Source organism: Promicromonospora noduliphila (genome assembly GCF_056951025.1).
This window is the reverse complement of record NZ_CM167806.1, coordinates 582,072-600,345: the sequence shown is the minus strand read 5'-3', so window position 1 is coordinate 600,345 and position 18,274 is coordinate 582,072. Positions and strand designations below refer to the sequence as shown.

The window sequence follows — 18,274 nt, the reverse complement described above, 5'->3', positions numbered from 1 at the left end:
TCACCGGCCGCCGTCCGAGGCGACCGCCGCACGCCGCAGCACGAGGAAGTCGGTGACGCCGAAGACGCGCGCGACCCAGCGGTCCCCCGCGGACAGGTACGGCCACGCCTCGTCCGGCCCGACGACCTGCGGGGCAACGACCTGATGCGCGTCCCCGCGGACCACCAGCTCCGCCGCGCCGGCCGCGCGCACGTTGCGCACCCAGTCGGTGCCCGTGCCGTACGGGAGGAAGGCGAGGAAGCCGTCGTCCATCGGGTACACGTCGATGCGCGTCGTGTACGGCGTGCCCGACCTGCGCCCGACGTGCCGCACGTATGTCGCGTCCCCGCCCGGCTCGCCCGCCCGCCGGCTGGCCCACCGGGTGAACCTGCGGATCGCGGTGAGCCCTCGCTGGTTCTTGGTCCGCATGACCAGCACGAGCGCCAGGAGCGCGACGACGCCCAGCGCCACCAGCCCGACGACCGTCCAGAGGATCCAGCCCCACATGACGTCCCTCCTTCCCCGTCCAGGCTTACAGCGTAAGCCTTACGTCGTAAGGTAGGTCCGGGCGCACCGCCCGTCAAGGGTTTCGCCGACGTAGGATCGCTGGACCATGACTTCACCCCAGACGACACGCACGACGACACGCGGCGCCCTGACGCGCGCCCGCGTCCTGGATTCTGCGGTCGCCCTGGCCGACCGGGAGGGCCTGGGCGCGCTCACCATGCGCAGCCTGGCCCGCGAGCTGGGCATCGAGGCCATGTCGCTCTACCACCACGTCGCCAACAAGGAGGACCTGCTCGACGGCGTGGTGGACGTCGTGGCGGCGGAGATCCAGGACGCCGTCGGCCGGCTGGAACCGCTGGCCGACGACGCGCCGCCGTCCGCGTGGAAGCCCGCCATGCGCCGACAGATCCTGACGGCGCGGGGCGTGCTGCTGCGGCATCCCTGGGCCACCACCGTCCTGGAGTCCCGGACGTCCTTCAACCTGCACATCATCCGGTACTGCGACTCGCTGCTGGGGCTGATGCGCCGCGGCGGCTTCTCCTACGACCTGATCCACCACGCCATGCACGCCCTGGGCAGCCGGGCGTTCGGGTTCTCGCAGGAGCTCTTCGAGCCCGACGGGGCGACCGCCGGCTCCGCACCCGGCGGCGCCGCGATGGAGGGCGCCGACGACGCCGCCACGGAGATGCTGGAGCAGATGGCCGCCGAGGTGCCGCACATCGTGGAGATGCTGGCCGAGGTCGCCCACGAAGGACCCGACAGCACGCTGGGCTGGTGCGACGACCAGACCGAGTTCGAGTTCGGGCTCGACCTCGTCCTGGACGGGCTGGAGCGGCTGGCCGAGCGCGAGGCGCGCTGACCCTGCCGGTGCCGGGGCCGGGCGGGGTCGGCTCGGGCGGGGTCGGCTCGGGCGGGGTCGGCTCGGGCGGGGTCGGCTCGGGCGAGGTCGGCTCCGGCGAGGTCCGACCGGACAGGATCAGCGCAGCGGGTCGAACGGCCGGATCTCGGCCGGCGTCTGGCCCGTCGTGATCTGCGCCGCGAGCGCCCGCCCCGTCGCCGGGCCGAGCACCATGCCCCACATGCCGTGGCCGCCGGCCACGTAGACGCCGGGTGCGGTGGTCCGGCCCACCAGCGGCAGCCCGTCCGGCGTCACGGGGCGCGAGCCCACCCACTCGTCCTCGCGCGAGTCCAGGTCGACGCCCTCGAAGAGCCCGCGCACCGAGTTCACGATGGCCCGGATGCGGCTCGGCTGGAGTGGCTCGTCCGGACCGCGGAACTCCATGGTCCCGGCGACCCGCAGCCGCCCCTGGTACGGCGTGCAGGCCACGCGCCGGGCGGGGAAGTAGACGGGGTGGTCGATCGGCGGGCCGGTCACGGGCGCGCTGAACGAGTAGCCCCGCCCGGCCTGGACCCGGGTCCGGACGCCGAACCGCCGCGCCAGGTCCGGGAGCCACGCGCCGGTCGCGATCACCACGGCGTCGGTCCGCATGAGGGAGTGGTCGCGGACGGTGACCTCCGCGCCGCCCGGCACCGGCTGGATGTCCGTGACCCGCGCATCGGTGAGCACCTTCGCGCCGCGAGCGCTGACCGACGTCGCGAGCGCCTCCACGTACGGGCCCGGCTCGATGAACCGCTGCCCCTCCAGCATCCACACGGACCGCACCGCCGGGGAGAGGTGCGGCACGCGGACGCCGTCGGGCAGCCTGGACAGCGGGACGTCCTGGCCCGCCCTGATCACGCCGCGGATCTCGTGCACGAACGGGCGTGACTCGCGCTCGTTCTCGAACCCGACCACCCAGTGGCTGGGGTACGACGTCGCGTGCACGCCGCCGGCCTCCAGCTCGTCGTAGGCCTCGAGCGCGAGCCGGTCGATCGGGGTGAGGGCCGCCATCGCGCGCCGCCACGCGCCCGGCGTCGCGTGCGCCATGAACCGGGCGACGAAGCCCCACAGCGCGCTGTCGAACCGGAAGGGGACGCTGAGGGCCGCGCCGGGGTCGAGCAGCGCCTTGGGGCCGTAGGCCCAGAGCGACGGGTCGGCCAGGGGCATGGCCATGCCGGGGGTGAGCCAGCCCGCGTTGCCCCACGACGATCCGGCGGCGACGCCGTCGCGGTCGAGGACCGTCACCTCCACGCCACGTTCCTGCAGGTGCCAGGCGGTCGCGAGGCCGACCATGCCGGCCCCGACCACGATCGCGGACTTCGTCTCTGGCATGTTCGTGCTCCCCTCCGAGTGCAGTACTTCTCAGTACCCCTCCCCGTCGAGCGGCGGACGAGATCATCGTCCGCCCGGCGGATCGATTCAGCGCGACAACTCCGTGAAGTGCGGTGGAACGCGCGGTGTGGATTGGGCTGCTCGACGCCGGGCCGGGCGGTCCGGCGTCGGCCCCGCCCGGCTGTTCGACGCCGTCCGCCGTCGGCCCCGCTCAGCCGAGCGGCCGTGCGAGCGGCTCGATCGCCGCCACCTCCTCCTCGGTGAGCGGTCCCGCGGCGAGCGCCGCGACGTTGTCCTCGAGCTGCGCCACCGACGACGCACCGATCAGCGCCGACGTCACGCGCGCGTCCCGCAGGACCCAGGCGAGGGCGAGCTGCGCGAGGGTCTGACCGCGGCCGGCGGCGATCTCGTCGAGCGCCTTGGCCCGGCCCAGGTAGTCCTCGGTGAGCGCCCGGTCGGACAGGAAGGGCGAGTCGGGGCGCGCGGCCCGGGAGCCCTCCGGCGCGGCGCCGCCGAGGTACCTGCTGGTCAGCAGGCCCTGCTGGAGCGGGGAGAACACGATGGTCCCGACCCCCAGCTCCTCGACGACGTCGAGCAGGGACTCGCTCTGCCTGCCGTCGTACACGTCCTCGTGGGCGGGGTCCTCGACGTGCCGGTTGAACATCGAGTAGGACGGCTGGTGGATGAGCAGCGGGACGCCGAGGTCGTCGAGGATGCGCGCGGCCTCGCGCGTCCGCGCCGGCGAGTAGTTGGAGACGCCCACGTACAGCGCCTTGCCCCGCTGGACCGCCGAGGCGAGCGCGCCCATGGTCTCCTCCAGCGGCGTGGCGGGGTCCGGGCGGTGGTGGTAGAAGACGTCGACGTAGTCGAGCCCCATGCGAGCGAGGGACTGATCGAGGCTGGCCAGCAGGTACTTGCGCGACCCGTGGTCCCCGTACGGCCCCGGCCACATGTCGTAGCCGGCCTTCGTGGAGAGGATCAGCTCGTCGCGGTAGGGCCTCAGGTCGGCCGCGAGGTGGCGGCCGAAGTTCTCCTCGGCCGACCCGTACGGCGGGCCGTAGTTGTTCGCCAGGTCGAAGTGCGTCACGCCCAGGTCGAACGCGCGGCGCAGCACGGTGCGCTGCGTCTCGAACGAGTCGGTGCCGCCGAAGTTGTGCCACAGGCCCAGCGAGAGCACGGGCAGGTCGAGGCCGGAACGCCCGGTGCGGCGGTAGGTCATCGTGTCGTAGCGGTCGGCGGCGGCGAGGTACCGCGGTGCGAGAGGCATGCGCTCATCGTGGCACGGGCGGATCCGGCCGATCGACCATGCAGCTCGCGGCCGCGGGATCGGAAAGTGCGCTTCTACCCAGCGATTGTGCCCGAAACGTACGGGGATTTCGGGCGCAATCGCTGGGTAGAAGCGCACTTCGCGGAGGTCAGCAGCGCAGGTTGCCGCCCGGGTCGACGCCGAGGGCGCTCGTGAAGCGGAGGTAGTTGTTGACCCGGCTCTCCACCTGGCCCGGGTTTCCGCCGTTGCACTCGATGCTGCCGTTGATGCTGCGGATGGTCTCGCCGAACCCGACCTCGTTGACGATCGCGGCGTGCGCCGTCATCGTGCCCGGCCCGCTCTGGGTGTTCCAGTACCAGAGCGCGGTCTTCCAGGAGATGGCCGAGTCCGTCTGCACGAGGCGCGGGTTGTTCAGCAGGTCGATGCCGAGCGCGTCACCCGCCGCCTTGTAGTTGAAGTTCCAGCTCAGCTGGATGGGGCCGCGGCCGTAGTACTGGTCGTGGCCCGCCGGGCAGCCGTACGGCTGGGTCGTGTCGCAGTAGTGCGGGTAGTTCGCGGTGTTCTGCTCCACGATGTGGACCAGGCCGCCGGTCTCGTGCGAGACGTTGGCGAGGAACGCTGCGGCCTCGCGCTTCTGCACGGTCTCGCTGCCGGTGTTGGCGAAGCCCGGGTACGCGCTCAGCGCGTTGATGAGACCCGAGTAGGTGTAGAACGAGTTCCGGTTCGGGAAGAACTGGTTGAACTGGGCCTCGCTCACGGGGAACGCCTCGCTGCCGGGCGGGTCGGTCGGGTCGCCGCCACCGCCACAGGTCTGGACCTGCTCCCAGACACCCCACTGGCCGGTGGTGCCCGGCGTCTCGCCCTGGGTCCACCACTTGGCCCGCCACGCGGCGCCGTTGTGGGTGACCACGTTGCCGCCGACGTAGACGGAGCTGCTGTTCCAGGCGGGCGCGCTGCAGTCCGCGACGGCGGCCTGGGCCGCCAGGCCGGGGACGACGGCCGCCCCGGCCGTCAGGATCACGGCGACGAGAGCTGCGACTAGGAACGGTGCGCGACGAGATCTCACGGGAACCACCTCGCTTCGGGTCCTGGGCCGTCGTCGACATCGACGACCGATTTGTTCAGGAACCTAGCAAGATGCCGCGGCCGCGGGCATGAGTGATTCCCACACGAACGCCCCGTACGCAAGGTCCGCTTCGAGAACGCGATCGGGCATGGAAACGGCGCCCCGACCATGCCGGATCGCGTTCTCGGAGCGGACCTTCACCGCCGCTCACGCCGAGTCGCGGACCACCAGCGCGGGCTCGAAGATCGCCGACCGCACGGCCGGCTCGTCGGCGTCGATCTGGTCCAGCAGCATTCGCGCCATCTCCTCGGCCATCTTCTCCACCGGCTGGCGCACGGTCGTGAGCCGGGGGCGGGTCTGCGCCGCCACGGGGCTGTCGTCGAACCCGACGATCGCGACGTCGTCGGGCACGCGCCGGCCGTGCGTCTGCAGCACGTGGATGGCGCCCTGGGCCATGAGGTCGTTCGAGACGAAGACCCCGTCGAGGTCGGGGGCCGCGGCAAGGAGCTCGGTCATCGCGGTCTCGCCGCTCTCGAAGGTGAAGGATCCCTCGGCGCTCGGGACGAAGGCGTGCCCGCGCCGCGCCGCGGCGTCGCGGAAGCCGTCGAGCCGGTCCCGGGCGGCCGGCACGTCGACCGGCCCCGAGATCACGCCGAGCTTGCGGCAGCCCCGGTCGAGCAGGTGGTTCGCGGCCAGGCGGGCGCCGTCGGCGTTGGCGAGGTCCACGTAGCTCGCCGGGATCGCGTGGCCCGGCCGGGCGAAGAGCACGATCGGGCGGCCGGTGCCCAGCAGCTCCTCGGGCAGCGGGTCGTCGGCGTAGGTGGACACCAGCAGGGCGCCGTCGGCGTTGCCGAACCGCAGGTAGGAGACCACCTGGCCCCTGGTCTGGTCGTTGTCGGCGAACATCAGCACGGGGTGCACGTCGTGCGGGCGGAGCGTGCGCACGAGGGAGCCGACCACCCGCCCGAAGAACGGGTCGGAGAACACGCCGGACAGGTCGAGCTCGCTGTCGGGGTCGGCGTCGGCGCCCGAGATGACGACGGCGACCGTGCCGGTCTGGCGGGTGACCAGCGACCGGGCGGCCCGGTTGGGGACGTAGCCGGTCTCGGCCACCGCCTCGAGCACGACCTCCTGCACCGCGGGCGCGACCTTGTTCTTGCCGTTGATCACGCGGGACACGGTCGCGCGCGAGACGCCGGCGACCTTCGCCACGTCCTCCAGGGTCGGCGCCGCACGCCGCAGATCCTTGGCCATCTGCCGACGGTAACAGAGTAAGAGCGCTCTCTCACGGACCTCGGCCGGGTGACATGCGGCCCCTTCGCGCGGTTCCGCCGTCGGGCAGAAGAGGTGCCTTCAGCGCTCAAAAGCGATCGATGAGCAGCAAAACGTCAGAGAGAAGCGACCGACCAACCCTTGACGGCCCGCCGACGGCGGGTCAAGGATGGGCCGCGTAAGAGCGCTCTCCCAACCGGCGACGCACCGATGCGCCGCGAAGCAGGCTCAACGACGAACCGCGCTACCGGCCACCGCACCCGGCCGACGAGCGGACGGAGAGGAAGACCACCATGCTCAGCACCAGATCGTCCGGCGCGCGGACCCCCAGGCCAAGGCGACGCCGGCGCGCGGGGGCCGCCGCCCTGGCGACCGGCCTGCTGGCCGCGGCGGCGCTCGTCGTGCCGGCGGGCTCGGCCCAGGCCGAACCGGTCCTGCTGTCCCAGGGGCGGCCGGCCACGGCCTCCTCCGAGGAGAACCCTGACTACACACCGGCACGCGCCGCCGTCGACGGCAACCTCACCACCCGCTGGGCCAGCGAGTTCAGCGACCCCCAGTGGATCCAGGTCGACCTGGGCCGGTCCGCCGACCTCGACCACGTGGAGCTGCTCTGGGAGGCCGCGTACTCGACCGCGTACCAGTTCCAGGTCTCGGCCGATGCGTCCTCGTGGTCCACCGTGTACTCGACCAGCTCGGGCGACGGCGGCACCGACACCTTCGCCGTCGACGGGACCGCCCGCTACGCGCGGCTGCTGTCCACCGCGCGCTCGGGCGGCTACGGCAACTCGCTGTGGGAGCTGCGCGTCTTCGGCGAGGCCGGCGGCTCGGACCCCGGCGACCCCGGCGACCCGAGCTACGTGAACCCGGGCCACCCGAACGTCCCCGTACGGGACTCCGGACCGAGCGACGTCGAGGTGGTGGGCGGCAACGGCGACTGGGACCTGCGGGTCGACGGCCAGCCGTACACCGTGCGCGGCTTCACGTGGGGCCCGGCGTTCAGCACGGCCAACCACTACATGCCGACCCTCACGGCGATGGGCGCCAACACCATCCGCACCTGGGGCACCGGGGCGGACACCCGCCAGCTTCTCGACTCGGCCGCCGCGCACGACGTCCGCGTGGTGATGGGCTTCTGGCTCCTGCCGGGCGGCGGTCCCGGCTCGGGCGGCTGCATCGACTACCGCACCGACACGAACTACAAGGCGACCACCAAGGCCGACATACTCAGCCAGGTCGAGGCCTACAAGAACCACCCCGGCGTGCTCATGTGGAACATCGGCAACGAGTCGCTCCTCGGCCTGCAGAACTGCTACTCGGGCGCGGAGCTGGAGGCGATCCGCAACGCCTACGCGGCCTTCGTGAACGAGGTGAGCGTCGCCGTCCACCAGGCCGACCCGAACCACCCGACCACCAGCACCGATGCCTGGGTGGGCGCCTGGCCGTACATCGAGCGGAACGCGCCCGACCTGGACCTGCTCTCCGTCAACGCGTACGGCGACCTGTGCAACGTCCCCGCGGCGTGGCGGGCCGGCGGCTACGACCGGCCGTACCTCATCACCGAGGGCGGCGCGGCCGGCGAGTGGGAGGTACCGGACGACGTCAACGGCGTGCCCGAGGAGCCGACCGACCTGGAGAAGGAGCAGGCGTACGTCGACTCGTGGCGGTGCCTGCGCGAGCACGACGGCGTCGCCCTGGGCGCCACGTTCTTCCACTACGGCATCGAGGGCGACTTCGGCGGCGTGTGGTTCAACGTGATCCCCGGGGACAACAAGCGTCTCGGCTACTACTCGATCGCGCGGGCCTGGGGCGTGGACACCTCCCGGATGAACACCCCGCCGCGCATCACCGCGATGAACGTGCCGGGTTCGACGGCGGTCGAGGCCGGCGAGCAGTTCACGGTCGATGTCACCATGAGCGACCCGGACGGCGACCCCGTCGACGCCAACGTCATGCTGAACAGCAAGTACGTCAACAACGCGGGCGGGCTCGCGCAGGCGCAGTTCACGCAGACGGCACCGGGCACCTTCCGGGTCACGGCGCCCGAGATGCTCGGCGTCTGGAAGGTCTACGTGTTCGCCGAGGACGGCCGCGGGAACGTGGGCGTCGAGACCCGGTCGTTCCGCGTCGTCGCGCCGCAGGTCGAGGGCACGAACATCGCGCGGGGCAAGACCGCGACGGCGTCGAGCTTCGACCCGTGGAACGGCGACTGGACGCCCGGCCGCGCCGTCGACGGCGACGTCACGACCCGCTGGGCCAGCGAGTGGGGCCCGACCGCCTGGTACCAGGTCGACCTGGGCTCCGTGCAGTCGTTCGACCACCTCCAGCTCGTCTGGGAGACCGCCTACGGCCGGTCGTACCAGGTGCAGACCTCGAACGACGGCGCCTCCTGGACCACGGTCCGGACCGTCACGGGCGGCAACGGCGGGGTCGACAGCCTCGACGTCTCCGGCTCCGGCCGCTACGTGCGGCTGAACCTCACCGAGCGCGGTACGGAGTGGGGCTACTCCCTCTACGAGTTCGGCGTCTACCGGCGGTGAGCCGTCGTTGGTGACGTCGCGCCCGCGACGCCACAGCAGTGAAGCACCAGCAGCGAAGGAGGAACCATGCGCACAGCACTCCGCACACCCCGCGCCCTCGCGGGCGCACTCGCCACGGCACTGCTCGCCTCGACCCTGACCGCGAGCGGCGCGATCGGCACACTCAGCGCCGCCGCCGAGCCGAACACGCTCCTCTCCCAGGGCGCGCTCACGGCGGCGTCCAGCTCGGAGTCCGCCGGCCTCGGCCCGCGGTTCGCGGTCGACGGCGACCGCGGCACCCGCTGGGCCAGCACGCCCACGGACAACGAGTGGATCCGGATCGACCTGGGCCGGTCGTACGCCCTGGACCACATCGCCCTGGAGTGGGAGGCCGCGTACGGCGCGGCGTTCACGCTCCAGGTCTCGTCGGACGCCCAGAACTGGACCACCGTGGCTACCGAGTCCGCCGGCAACGGCGGCACGGAGGTGTACCCCGTCACCGCGACCGGACGCTACGTCCAGCTCGTCGGCACCGCCCGGGGCACCGGCTACGGCTACTCCCTGTTCGAGTTCCAGGTGTTCGGCGACGGCGAGCCGGGCGACCCCGACGACCCGCCGCCGTTCCCCGGTGACGAGGTGACCCACCACGAGTTCCAGGCGAACTGCACGTTCTCGCACTTCCTGCCTGACGACTCGATCGTGTACCCCAACCAGCCGGGCCGGTCGCACCTGCACACGTTCATCGGCAACCGCTCGACGGACGCCTTCACCACGCCCGCCAGCCTGCTCGCCAACCCGGAGAGCACGTGCACGGTGCCGCAGGACCGGTCGGCGTACTGGTTCCCGGCCATCACGAAGGCCGGCGTGCCGGTCGAGCCGAACATCCCGCTGACCGTCTACTACAAGTCGGGCATCGAGGACTACCGCGACGTGGTGCCGTTCCCGGCCGGGCTCCAGTTCGTGGCCGGCGACATGATGGCGACGGTCGACGAGTTCCGTACCGCCCCGGGCGCCGTCGAGGGCTGGGAGTGCGGCGACATCTCCAAGAGCTGGGAGATCCCGGCCCACTGCCCCGAGGGCACCCAGCTCAACATCCGGTACCAGGCCCCGAGCTGCTGGGACGGGATGCACCTGACGCCGGAGGAGTCCGCCCACATGGGCCACGGCTCGCACATGGCGTACCCGGTCGCGGGCCAGTGCCCCATGAGCCACCCGGTCGCGGTGCCGATGCTGGAGTTCAAGATCGCCTGGCCCGTCAGCGGCGACATGTCGGACGTCGCGCTCGTCAGCGGGTCCGACCAGTCGTGGCACTACGACTTCGTGAACGCCTGGGACCCCGAGGTGCTGCGCCGGCTCGTGGAGCACTGCATCAACGGCGGCCTCCAGTGCAACCCGCGCGGCTACGACCTGTACAAGCCGCACCGAGGCACCGTGCTCGACGAGAACTACCAGCTCGTGCCGGAGCCGGCCGCAGCACGCGAGGAGGTGGCTTCGTGAGTGGCCGACGGCGGGGCTGGCTGGCCGTCGCCGCAGTCGCGGCCTGCGTGGCCGCCCCGCTGACGGTGGTCGCGGCCCCGGCATCGGGCTCGGGTTCGACGGCGGCGGGTCTGACGGCGTCGGCGGCGGGTTCCGCGACCGCCTCGACGTCGGCCCGTGCCGACGGGGCGCAATCCGCCGCGGCGGCCGCCTGCACCACGAACGCCGCGCTCGGGAGGCCGGCCACGGCGTCGTCCACGGAAGGGCCGTTCGTCGCGGCCTCGGCCGTGGACGGCGACCTCGGCACGCGCTGGGCCAGCGAGTTCAGCGACCCGCAGTGGATCCGGGTGGACCTCGGCTCGGTGCAGGACCTGTGCCGCGTCGAGCTGGTCTGGGAGACCGCGTACGGCAGGGACTTCCGCATCGAGGCGTCCGACGACGGCGTCACCTGGCGCACCCTGAGAACGGTCACCGACGGGACCGGCGGCGCGCAGGGCTTCGACGTCGCCGGGGCTGGCCGCTACGTGCGGGTCACGGGCACCGAGCGAGGCACCGGCTACGGCTACTCGCTCTGGGAGCTGCGCGTGCTCACCGGCGAGACCGGCGGCGGCGACCCCGGCGACCCGATCCCGGGCGGCGGCGACCTCGGGCCGAACGTGCACGTGTTCGGCCCGGGCACCTCCGCGAGCCAGGTGCAGGCCGCCGTCGACGCGGTCTACGACCAGCAGGAGGCCGACCAGTTCGGCGACGGGCGGCACCAGTTCCTGTTCGAGCCGGGCACCTACCCTGTGCACGTCAACGCCGGTTTCCACACCGCGATCTCCGGCCTGGGGACGAGGCCGGACGACGTGAACATCACCGGCGGCGTCTGGGCCGACGCCGAGTGGTTCGAGGGGAACGCCACGCAGAACTTCTGGCGGTCGGTCGAGAACCTGGCCGTGACGCCGTCGGGCGGGGACATGCGATGGGCGGTCTCCCAGGCCGCGCCGATGCGGCGGGTGCACGTCAGGGGCAACCTCATGCTGCACTCGTCGCGGTACGGCTGGGCGTCGGGCGGCTACATCGCCGACTCGGTGGTCGACGGGCAGGTCCGCGCCTGGACCCAGCAGCAGTGGTACACCCGCGACACCGACCTGAGAGGCGGCTGGGCCGGGACGCTGTGGAACATGGTGTTCTCCGGCGTCGAGAACGCGCCGCCGACGTCGTTCCCCGAACCCGCCGTGACCACCCTGGACACCACGGGCATGATCCGGGAGAAGCCCTATCTCTACCTCGACGGGGAGGACTACGCGGTGTTCGTGCCCTCGACCCGGTCGGGGACGCGGGGCGCGACCTGGGACGGCGGGACGACGTCCGGCACCTCGATCCCGCTCGACCGGTTCTACGTGGCCCGGCCGGGCGACTCCGCGGCGCGGATCAACCAGGCCCTGGACCAGGGCCTGCACCTGCTGCTCACGCCCGGGATCTACGAGCTGGACCAGACGGTGGAGGTGGACCGCGCGGGAACGGTCGTGCTCGGGCTGGGGTACGCCACCATCGTGCCCACTGCCGGACAGACGGCGATGCAGGTGGGCGACGTGGACGGCGTCCGCGTGGCGGGTGTGCTGTTCGACGCCGGTGGTGCCGAGTCGCCGTCCATGCTCACGGTGGGCACGGCCGGGTCGACGGCGGACCACGCCGACGACCCGATCTCGCTGCACGACGTGTTCGTGCGGGTCGGCGGGGCGCACGTGGGCCGGGTGGACCAGGCGATCGTGGTGAACGCGGACGACACGATCGTGGACCACATCTGGTCGTGGCGCGCCGACCACGGCGACGGCGTGGGCTGGACCGTGAACACCGCACGCAACGGCCTGGTGGTCAACGGCGACGACGTGGACGGGTACGGCCTCTTCGTCGAGCACTACCAGGAGTACAACACCCTGTGGAACGGGGAGCGCGGCCGCACGGTCTTCTACCAGAACGAGCTGCCGTACGACCCGCCCAACCAGGCGGCTTGGAACCACGACGGCGTCCGGGGCTGGGCGGCGTACAAGGTGGCCGACCACGTGACGCAGCACGAGGCGTGGGGGCTGGGCTCGTACTGTGTGTTCACCTCGGACGCGTCGATCACCTCCGACAACGGCTTCGAGGTGCCCCGGACGCCGGAGGTGCGGATGCACTCGCTGCTCACGGTGTCGCTGGGCGGGGTGGGCACGTACGAGCACGTCATCAACGGTGTAGGCCCGCGCGCCGCCGGGACGGAGACCATCCCGGCCAAGGTGGTGAGCTACCCGTAGCCGAGCGGCCGGCTGAGCGGCCGGGATGACCATGCACCTGCTGCCAGGCGGGGCCCGATCCTGGCAGCAGGTGCATGGTCATCTGCGGGCCGATCCGGCTCAGCGGAGGGTCTCGGCGCGGCGGTCCACCGCTTCCTTGGCCTCGAGCAGGCCGTCGCCCGTGAGCTCGCGGTAGCGCTTGACCGCCTGGACCTTCTGATCTTCGCGGATCAGCGCGTCGACCTCGGACATCCCCTCCGGCTCGGGCACGGCGACACCGAGCTGCGTCATGACGAGGTCGAGCTTGGTCTGAAGCTTGTCCAGAGCGCGCTGTTGCGTCCTCCGGTGCCCGCTCGCCGAGATCCAGTTCAGGATCAGCAGCAGGATCACCGACATCACCAATATCTCCATGACCAGGAGAGTAACCACGCACTTCCAGGGGCCGGCCACCAAAGTCGGCGAGGTCAGGCGCTCAGGTGACGGCGCCCATGTGCCACGGGATGAACTCCTCGGCGCCGATCTCCAGCTCCTCGCTGACCGTCCGCTCGCCCGAGGCGACGGCGAGGATCGTGTCGAAGATCTGCCGGCCCACCTCGGCCACGGTGGCGGTGCCGTCCACGATGACGCCCGCGTTGAGGTCCATGTCCTCGGACATCGCCGAGTACATCGGCGTGTTGGTGGCCACCTTGATCGACGGCGTCGGCCGGCACCCGAACACCGAACCCCGGCCCGTGGTGAAGACGACGACGTTCGCGCCGCCCGCGACCAGGCCCGTCACCGACACCGGGTCGTAGCCGGGGGTGTCCATGAAACCGAACCCGCGCTCGGTGATCGGCTCGGCGTACTCGTACACGGCGCCGAGGTCCGCCTGGCCGCCCTTGGCGACCGCGCCGAGGGACTTCTCCAGGATGGTGGTGAGCCCGCCGGCCTTGTTGCCGGGCGAGGGGTTGTTGTCCAGCGTGCCGCCCCCCGCCGCGACGTAGCCGCGCCACCAGTCGATGCGGTCCAGCAGCTTCTTGGCGACGGCCGGCTCGGTGGCCCGGGCGGTGAGCAGGTGCTCCGCTCCGTACACCTCGGGAGTCTCGGCCAGCACCGACGTGCCGCCGTAGGCGACCAGGCGGTCCGAGGCCCAGCCCAGCGCCGGGTTGGCCGTGATCCCGGAGTACCCGTCCGACCCGCCGCAGTTCAGGGCCAGCACCAGCTCGGACACGTCGCACTCGACTCGCTCACGCTGGTTGACCAGCGGCAGCAGCTCGCGGACGGCGGCCACACCCGCCCGCACGGAGGCCCGCACACCGCCGGTCTCCTGGATGGTCAGCGACCGGACCAGGGTGTCGTCGGGGATCGCGGCGAGCAGCCCAGACCCGGACTCGTCCGGGGGCCCGATGGTAGGCATCCCGAGGTCGGCCACCTGCCCCGAGCGGGACGACAGCGCGGCTCCCGGCACCATCTCGCAGCCCAGCCCCAGCACCAGCAGGCCGGCCACGTTCGGGTGGGCCGCGTAACCGCGCAGCGTGCGCAGCAGTACCTGCCCGCCCTCGGAGTCCGGCACCAGACCGCAGCCAGAGGTATGCGTCAGGGCGATGACGCCGTCGACGTTCTCGAACTCGTCCAGCGCCGCGCCGCGGAACTGGTCGGCGATCATCCTTGCCGTCGAGGCCGAGCAGTTCACGCTGGTCAGGATCGCGATGAAGTTCCGGGTGCCGACCCGGCCGTCGGCCCGGCGGTAACCACGGAAGGTGGGCCGGGCGCCGTCGGGCACCGGAAGCTCGGTGTGCGTGCCGCCCAGCGGTGCGTCGCGCACGCCGTCCTCGAACCCCAGGTTGTGGGTGTGCACCTGGTCGCCCGGCGCGATGTCGGTGGTCGCAACCCCGATGACCTGCCCGTACTTACGCACGTGCCCGCCCGCCGGCACGGCCCGCAGGGCGATCTTGTGCCCGCGCGGTACCGGCTGCCCGACGGCGACCGGGCCCGTCCCGGAGGCGGAGACCTCGTCGCCCGGGCTCAGGTCGCGGGTCGCGACGGCGACGTCGTCGCCCTCCCGCAGCATCAGGAGCTCGTGCACCTTCCACCCCTCCGATCACCGATTTCCATCACCCTATGCCGGTGCCCACATCTGGCCGCCACGCCGTGCCGACGACTCGACACGGCCATGGTCCGCTTCGAGAATGGCTTCGGGCACCGAAACCCGCCCTCATCCGTGCCCAAGTACATTCTCGAAGCGGACCTGCGCGACGCCAGACCGGCGCCGGGACGGTGTCAGCCCGGCGGCGTCAGCCCGCTATCGCCGCGTTGACCTCCTCGATGAACTGCGTGGCCGCCTCCTGCGGCGTGATCCGCTCGAAGAGCACGTCGGTGTTGATGCGCTCCATGATGTCCGCGAGCTCGGCGGACCCGTGCGGCGGGACCGGCGGGTTGTCGACGATCTCGTCCTCGAGGTCGGCCATGAACTCGGCAACCTTCTGCTCGGTGGGCGGCAGGTCGCCCAGGACCGCCTCGCGCACCTCGGTGTTGGCAGGCAGCCCACGGTCGGTCAGCATGATCTCCGCCGCCTCCTGCGAGTTCAGCATGAAGTCCACGAACTTGGCCGCGGCCTCCGGGTACTCCGTGTCCGCCGAGACCGAGTAGAACATCGCCGGCTTGTAGTACATCCCGGTGCGCTCACCCTCGGACTCGCCGGGCAGCCGCAGCAGCTCCAGCTCGTGCCCGGACGACTCGCTCAGCGCGCCGAGCTGGTTGGTCCACCAGACGCCCATGGCGCCCTGGTTGGTGCCGAGCAGACCGCCCTCGGGCCCGGCCGCCTGGTACTCGACCGTGCGCGCGGCGTCCGGCTGGCCGCCACCGGCCATCAGGTCGAGGGAGACCTGGAAGAAGTCGGCGACGGTCTCCTCGGAGACGCCGAGCTCGCCGTCGGCCGTGAACAGGGTCTCGCCGCGCTGGCGCGCCATCACGTTGAGGCCGGCCTCGTTGAAGCCGTAGTCCTGCGTGCCCCACACGCCGTCGCCCGCGCCGTCGGAGACGGCGTTCGCCGTGGTGACGTAGTCCTCCCACGTCCAGGTGGTGTCGTCGGGTACCTCGACGCCCGCCTCGGCGAAGAGCTCCGGGTCGGCGACGAGCGCGTAGGCGTTGAGGCCGGTCGGGATGCCGTACTGCGTGCCGTCGATCTGGCCGCCGGCCAGGACGCCGTCGTCCACCTGGGAGGTGTCGATGTCCAGGGTGCCCAGGTCGGCGAGCACGTTCTTGGTCGAGTAGTCGGAGATGTAGCGCTCCTCCTGGGTGATGACGTCGGGGGTGTCGCCGGCGGCCACGGAGGTGGCGAGCTTGTCCCAGTAGCCGTCCCAGTCGGTGAAGTCGGGCACCACGGTGATGTCGGGGTTCTCGACCTCGAACGCCTCGATGATCTGCTGCGTGGACGCGTGGCGGGTGTCCGAGCCCCACCATGCGAACCGGATCTCGCACGGGCACTCCTGGGCGGCGGGCGGCGGTTCGTCGCCGCCCCCGCCGAGGCCGGAGTCGCCGCCCCCGCAGGCCGCGAGGGTCAGCGCGACGGCCGCGAGGCCCGCGGCCGAGGCGGCGAGGCGCTTGCCGCGCCTCGTTGCTGGTGCCTTGCCGGTGGTGCTCATAGGTTTCTCCTTCGGTGACGGTGACGTCGTTGTCGCATCGCGGGTCCTGCTACTTGATTCCGGTGGTCGCGATGCCCTTGACCAGGTACTTCTGTCCGAACAGGAAGGCGATGAAGACGGGGATCAGCGACACGATCGACATCGCGAAGAGCGATCCCCACGAGCTGTTGCCCGTGGAGTCGACGAACGTGCGCAGGGCGATCGGCACGGTGTACATCTCCGGCCGGGTCAGGAAGATGAGCTGGCTGAAGAAGTCGTTCCAGGTCCAGATGAAGGTGAAGATCGCCGTGGTGGCGAGCGCCGGCATCGACAGCGGCAGCATGATCCGCAGGTAGATGCGCAGGTGGCCCGCGCCGTCGAGGGTCGCGGCCTCGTCCAGCTCGCGCGGGATGCCGCGGAAGAACTGGACCATCAGGAAGATGAAGAACGCGTCCGTGGCCAGCAGCTTCGGCACGATCAGCGGCAGGAACGTGTTGATCCACTCGAGCTGGGAGAACAGCACGTACTGCGGCACGATCACCACGTGGATCGGCAGCATGATCGACATCAGCATGATCGCGAACCACAGCCGCTTGCCCCGGAACTCCAGCCGCGCGAACGCGTAGGCCGCCATCGAGCAGGACAGCAGGTTGCCGAGCAGCGAACCCAGCACCACGAGCGCCGAGTTGATCAGGTAGTGGCTGAACGGGTGCAGCAGCGCGTTCCACCCGTCCGTGTAGTTGGACAGGTCGATGTCGGTGGGGATGAGCCCCGGCTCGCGGAAGATCAGCGCGTTCGGCTTGAACGAGCTCGCCAGCATCCACAGCACCGGGTACAGCATGACGAAGCCGAAGGCGATCAGGCCCGCGTGCTTGAGCAGGCTGCTCACCCGGGCGCGCAGGCGCGGCCCACGCGGGCGGACGGCGGCCGGACGGCGGTCGCCCGCCCCGCTGCGCCCTGAGCTGCCCACCCTGTCGGACGGCGGTCGCACCGCCGTCGGCGTCGTGGGAACGGTCTGTGCGGAGGCGTCAGTCATCGTAGAAGACCCAGTACTTGGAGGCGAGGAAGTTGACGACCGTCATGCCGCCGATGATGAGCAGCAGGAACCAGGCCATGGCGGAGGCGTAGCCCATCTCGAGCGCGCCGAACCCCTTGAGGTAGAGGTACAGCGTGTACAGCAGCGTCGAGTCGGACGGGCCGCCGTTGCCGCCGCTCACCACGAACGCGCGGGTGAAGGACTGGAACGCCTCGATGAGCTGCAGCACGAGGTTGAAGAAGACGATCGGGGTGAGCAGCGGCAGCGTGATGGACCGGAACTGCCGCCACCGGCCCGCGCCGTCGATCGCCGCCGCCTCGTAGTACATCTGCGGGATCTGCCGCAGGCCCGCGAGGAAGATCACCATGGGCGCCCCGAACGTCCAGACGTTCAGCACCATGAGGGTGCCGAGCGCGTAGTCGGGGTGGGACACCCAGCCCTGCCCCTGCACGCCGAAGAGGGCGAGGACCTGGTTGACCAGGCCGTCCGCGCCGAAGATCTGGCGCCACAGGATCGCGATGGCCACCGACCCGCCGAGCAGGGACGGCAGGTAGTACACGGAACGGTAGAGCGCGAGCCCGCGCAGGCCCCTGTCGAGCAGCAGCGCCAGGCCGAGGGCCGCGGCGAGCTGCAGCGGCACCGACACGAACACGTAGATGAACGTGACGCCGAGGGACTTGAGGAACCGCGGGTCGTCGAACATCCGCGTGTAGTTCTCGATACCCACCCACTGCGGCGGCGAGAGCAGGTCGTAGTCCGTGAAGGACAGGTACAGCGACGCCCCCATGGGGCCGGCCGTGATGAGCGCGAGCCCCACGAACCACGGCGCGAGGAACAGCAGCGCCCAGCGCCCGTCGCCCTTCTTCCGAGGGCTCACGCGCCGGCTGTTCCGGGAGAGCTCCTGGATCACCGACACGGGTTCACCCCCGCGCGGACGGGTGGGAGCTCGGACCGCCAGGGTCCGGGCTCGCGGTTCGGGTAGCGCATCGCGTTGTCCTCCGGATCGTCGTCGATCCCCGGTCGTCGTCGGTGAGAAACCGGTCTCTGGGGGAGGAACGTATCATACGAGGAACCGGTTTCCCA

Annotated in this window: 14 protein-coding genes; 4 read left to right on the top strand and 10 right to left on the bottom strand. The window is 71.4% G+C overall.

Annotated features, from left to right (window positions below; all coding sequences use genetic code 11):
* The gene (locus AC0QU1_RS02550; protein ID WP_483574092.1) at positions 1-486 is read right to left on the bottom strand and encodes a nitroreductase family deazaflavin-dependent oxidoreductase; all 486 of its coding nucleotides are present in this window, start codon (positions 484-486) and stop codon (positions 1-3) included.
* Between the two features lie 106 nt (positions 487-592).
* Here AC0QU1_RS02550 and AC0QU1_RS02545 point away from each other — a divergent pair, with 106 nt between their 5' ends.
* Positions 593-1,345 carry a TetR/AcrR family transcriptional regulator gene (locus AC0QU1_RS02545; RefSeq protein WP_483574091.1) on the top strand — a complete coding sequence of 251 codons (753 nt, stop codon included), beginning with the start codon at positions 593-595 and terminating at the stop codon, positions 1,343-1,345.
* A 117-nt stretch (positions 1,346-1,462) separates the two neighbouring features.
* Here the strand turns inward: AC0QU1_RS02545 and AC0QU1_RS02540 are convergent, their stop codons facing one another.
* From AC0QU1_RS02540 to AC0QU1_RS02525, 4 genes are all read right to left on the bottom strand, one after another.
* A complete protein-coding gene (locus AC0QU1_RS02540; protein ID WP_483574090.1) occupies positions 1,463-2,698 on the bottom strand; it encodes an NAD(P)/FAD-dependent oxidoreductase in 1,236 nt (411 codons plus the stop codon).
* Between the two features lie 211 nt (positions 2,699-2,909).
* Positions 2,910-3,965: an aldo/keto reductase gene (locus tag AC0QU1_RS02535; protein ID WP_483574089.1), complete on the bottom strand. Its 1,056-nt coding sequence runs from the start codon at positions 3,963-3,965 to the stop codon at positions 2,910-2,912.
* Between the two features lie 148 nt (positions 3,966-4,113).
* Positions 4,114-5,031, bottom strand: coding sequence for a glycoside hydrolase family 19 protein (locus tag AC0QU1_RS02530; protein ID WP_483574088.1), 918 nt, complete (start codon positions 5,029-5,031; stop codon positions 4,114-4,116).
* 207 nt (positions 5,032-5,238) lie between these two features.
* Positions 5,239-6,285 (bottom strand): LacI family DNA-binding transcriptional regulator, encoded by a 1,047-nt coding sequence (locus AC0QU1_RS02525; RefSeq protein ID WP_483574087.1) that lies wholly within the window; start codon positions 6,283-6,285, stop codon positions 5,239-5,241.
* A 311-nt stretch (positions 6,286-6,596) separates the two neighbouring features.
* Between AC0QU1_RS02525 and AC0QU1_RS02520 the strand changes: the two genes are divergently transcribed.
* From AC0QU1_RS02520 to AC0QU1_RS02510, 3 genes are all read left to right on the top strand, one after another.
* Positions 6,597-8,840: a discoidin domain-containing protein gene (locus tag AC0QU1_RS02520; RefSeq protein ID WP_483574086.1), complete on the top strand. Its 2,244-nt coding sequence runs from the start codon at positions 6,597-6,599 to the stop codon at positions 8,838-8,840.
* A 66-nt stretch (positions 8,841-8,906) separates the two neighbouring features.
* Positions 8,907-10,316 (top strand): DUF1996 domain-containing protein, encoded by a 1,410-nt coding sequence (locus tag AC0QU1_RS02515; protein ID WP_483574085.1) that lies wholly within the window; start codon positions 8,907-8,909, stop codon positions 10,314-10,316.
* Positions 10,313-12,574, top strand: coding sequence for a pectate lyase-like domain-containing protein (locus tag AC0QU1_RS02510; RefSeq protein WP_483574084.1), 2,262 nt, complete (start codon positions 10,313-10,315; stop codon positions 12,572-12,574). The genes AC0QU1_RS02515 and AC0QU1_RS02510 overlap by 4 nt, the downstream gene beginning before the upstream one ends.
* A gap of 99 nt (positions 12,575-12,673) precedes the next feature.
* On the opposite strand, the gene AC0QU1_RS02505 is transcribed toward AC0QU1_RS02510, so the two are convergent.
* The 5 genes from AC0QU1_RS02505 to AC0QU1_RS02485 all read right to left on the bottom strand — a co-directional run bounded on the left by AC0QU1_RS02505 (position 12,674) and on the right by AC0QU1_RS02485 (position 18,107).
* Complete coding sequence (locus AC0QU1_RS02505) at positions 12,674-12,949, bottom strand: hypothetical protein (protein ID WP_483574083.1); 276 nt, start codon at positions 12,947-12,949, stop codon at positions 12,674-12,676.
* A gap of 76 nt (positions 12,950-13,025) precedes the next feature.
* Positions 13,026-14,603: a UxaA family hydrolase gene (locus AC0QU1_RS02500; RefSeq protein WP_483576617.1), complete on the bottom strand. Its 1,578-nt coding sequence runs from the start codon at positions 14,601-14,603 to the stop codon at positions 13,026-13,028.
* 223 nt (positions 14,604-14,826) lie between these two features.
* The gene (locus tag AC0QU1_RS02495; RefSeq protein ID WP_483574082.1) at positions 14,827-16,176 is read right to left on the bottom strand and encodes an ABC transporter substrate-binding protein; all 1,350 of its coding nucleotides are present in this window, start codon (positions 16,174-16,176) and stop codon (positions 14,827-14,829) included.
* A gap of 49 nt (positions 16,177-16,225) precedes the next feature.
* The gene (locus AC0QU1_RS02490) at positions 16,226-17,191 is read right to left on the bottom strand and encodes a carbohydrate ABC transporter permease (protein WP_483574081.1); all 966 of its coding nucleotides are present in this window, start codon (positions 17,189-17,191) and stop codon (positions 16,226-16,228) included.
* Positions 17,184-18,107, bottom strand: coding sequence for a carbohydrate ABC transporter permease (locus tag AC0QU1_RS02485; RefSeq protein WP_483574080.1), 924 nt, complete (start codon positions 18,105-18,107; stop codon positions 17,184-17,186). Before AC0QU1_RS02485 ends, AC0QU1_RS02490 begins: the two co-directional genes overlap by 8 nt.
* Positions 18,108-18,274 lie beyond the last annotated feature (167 nt).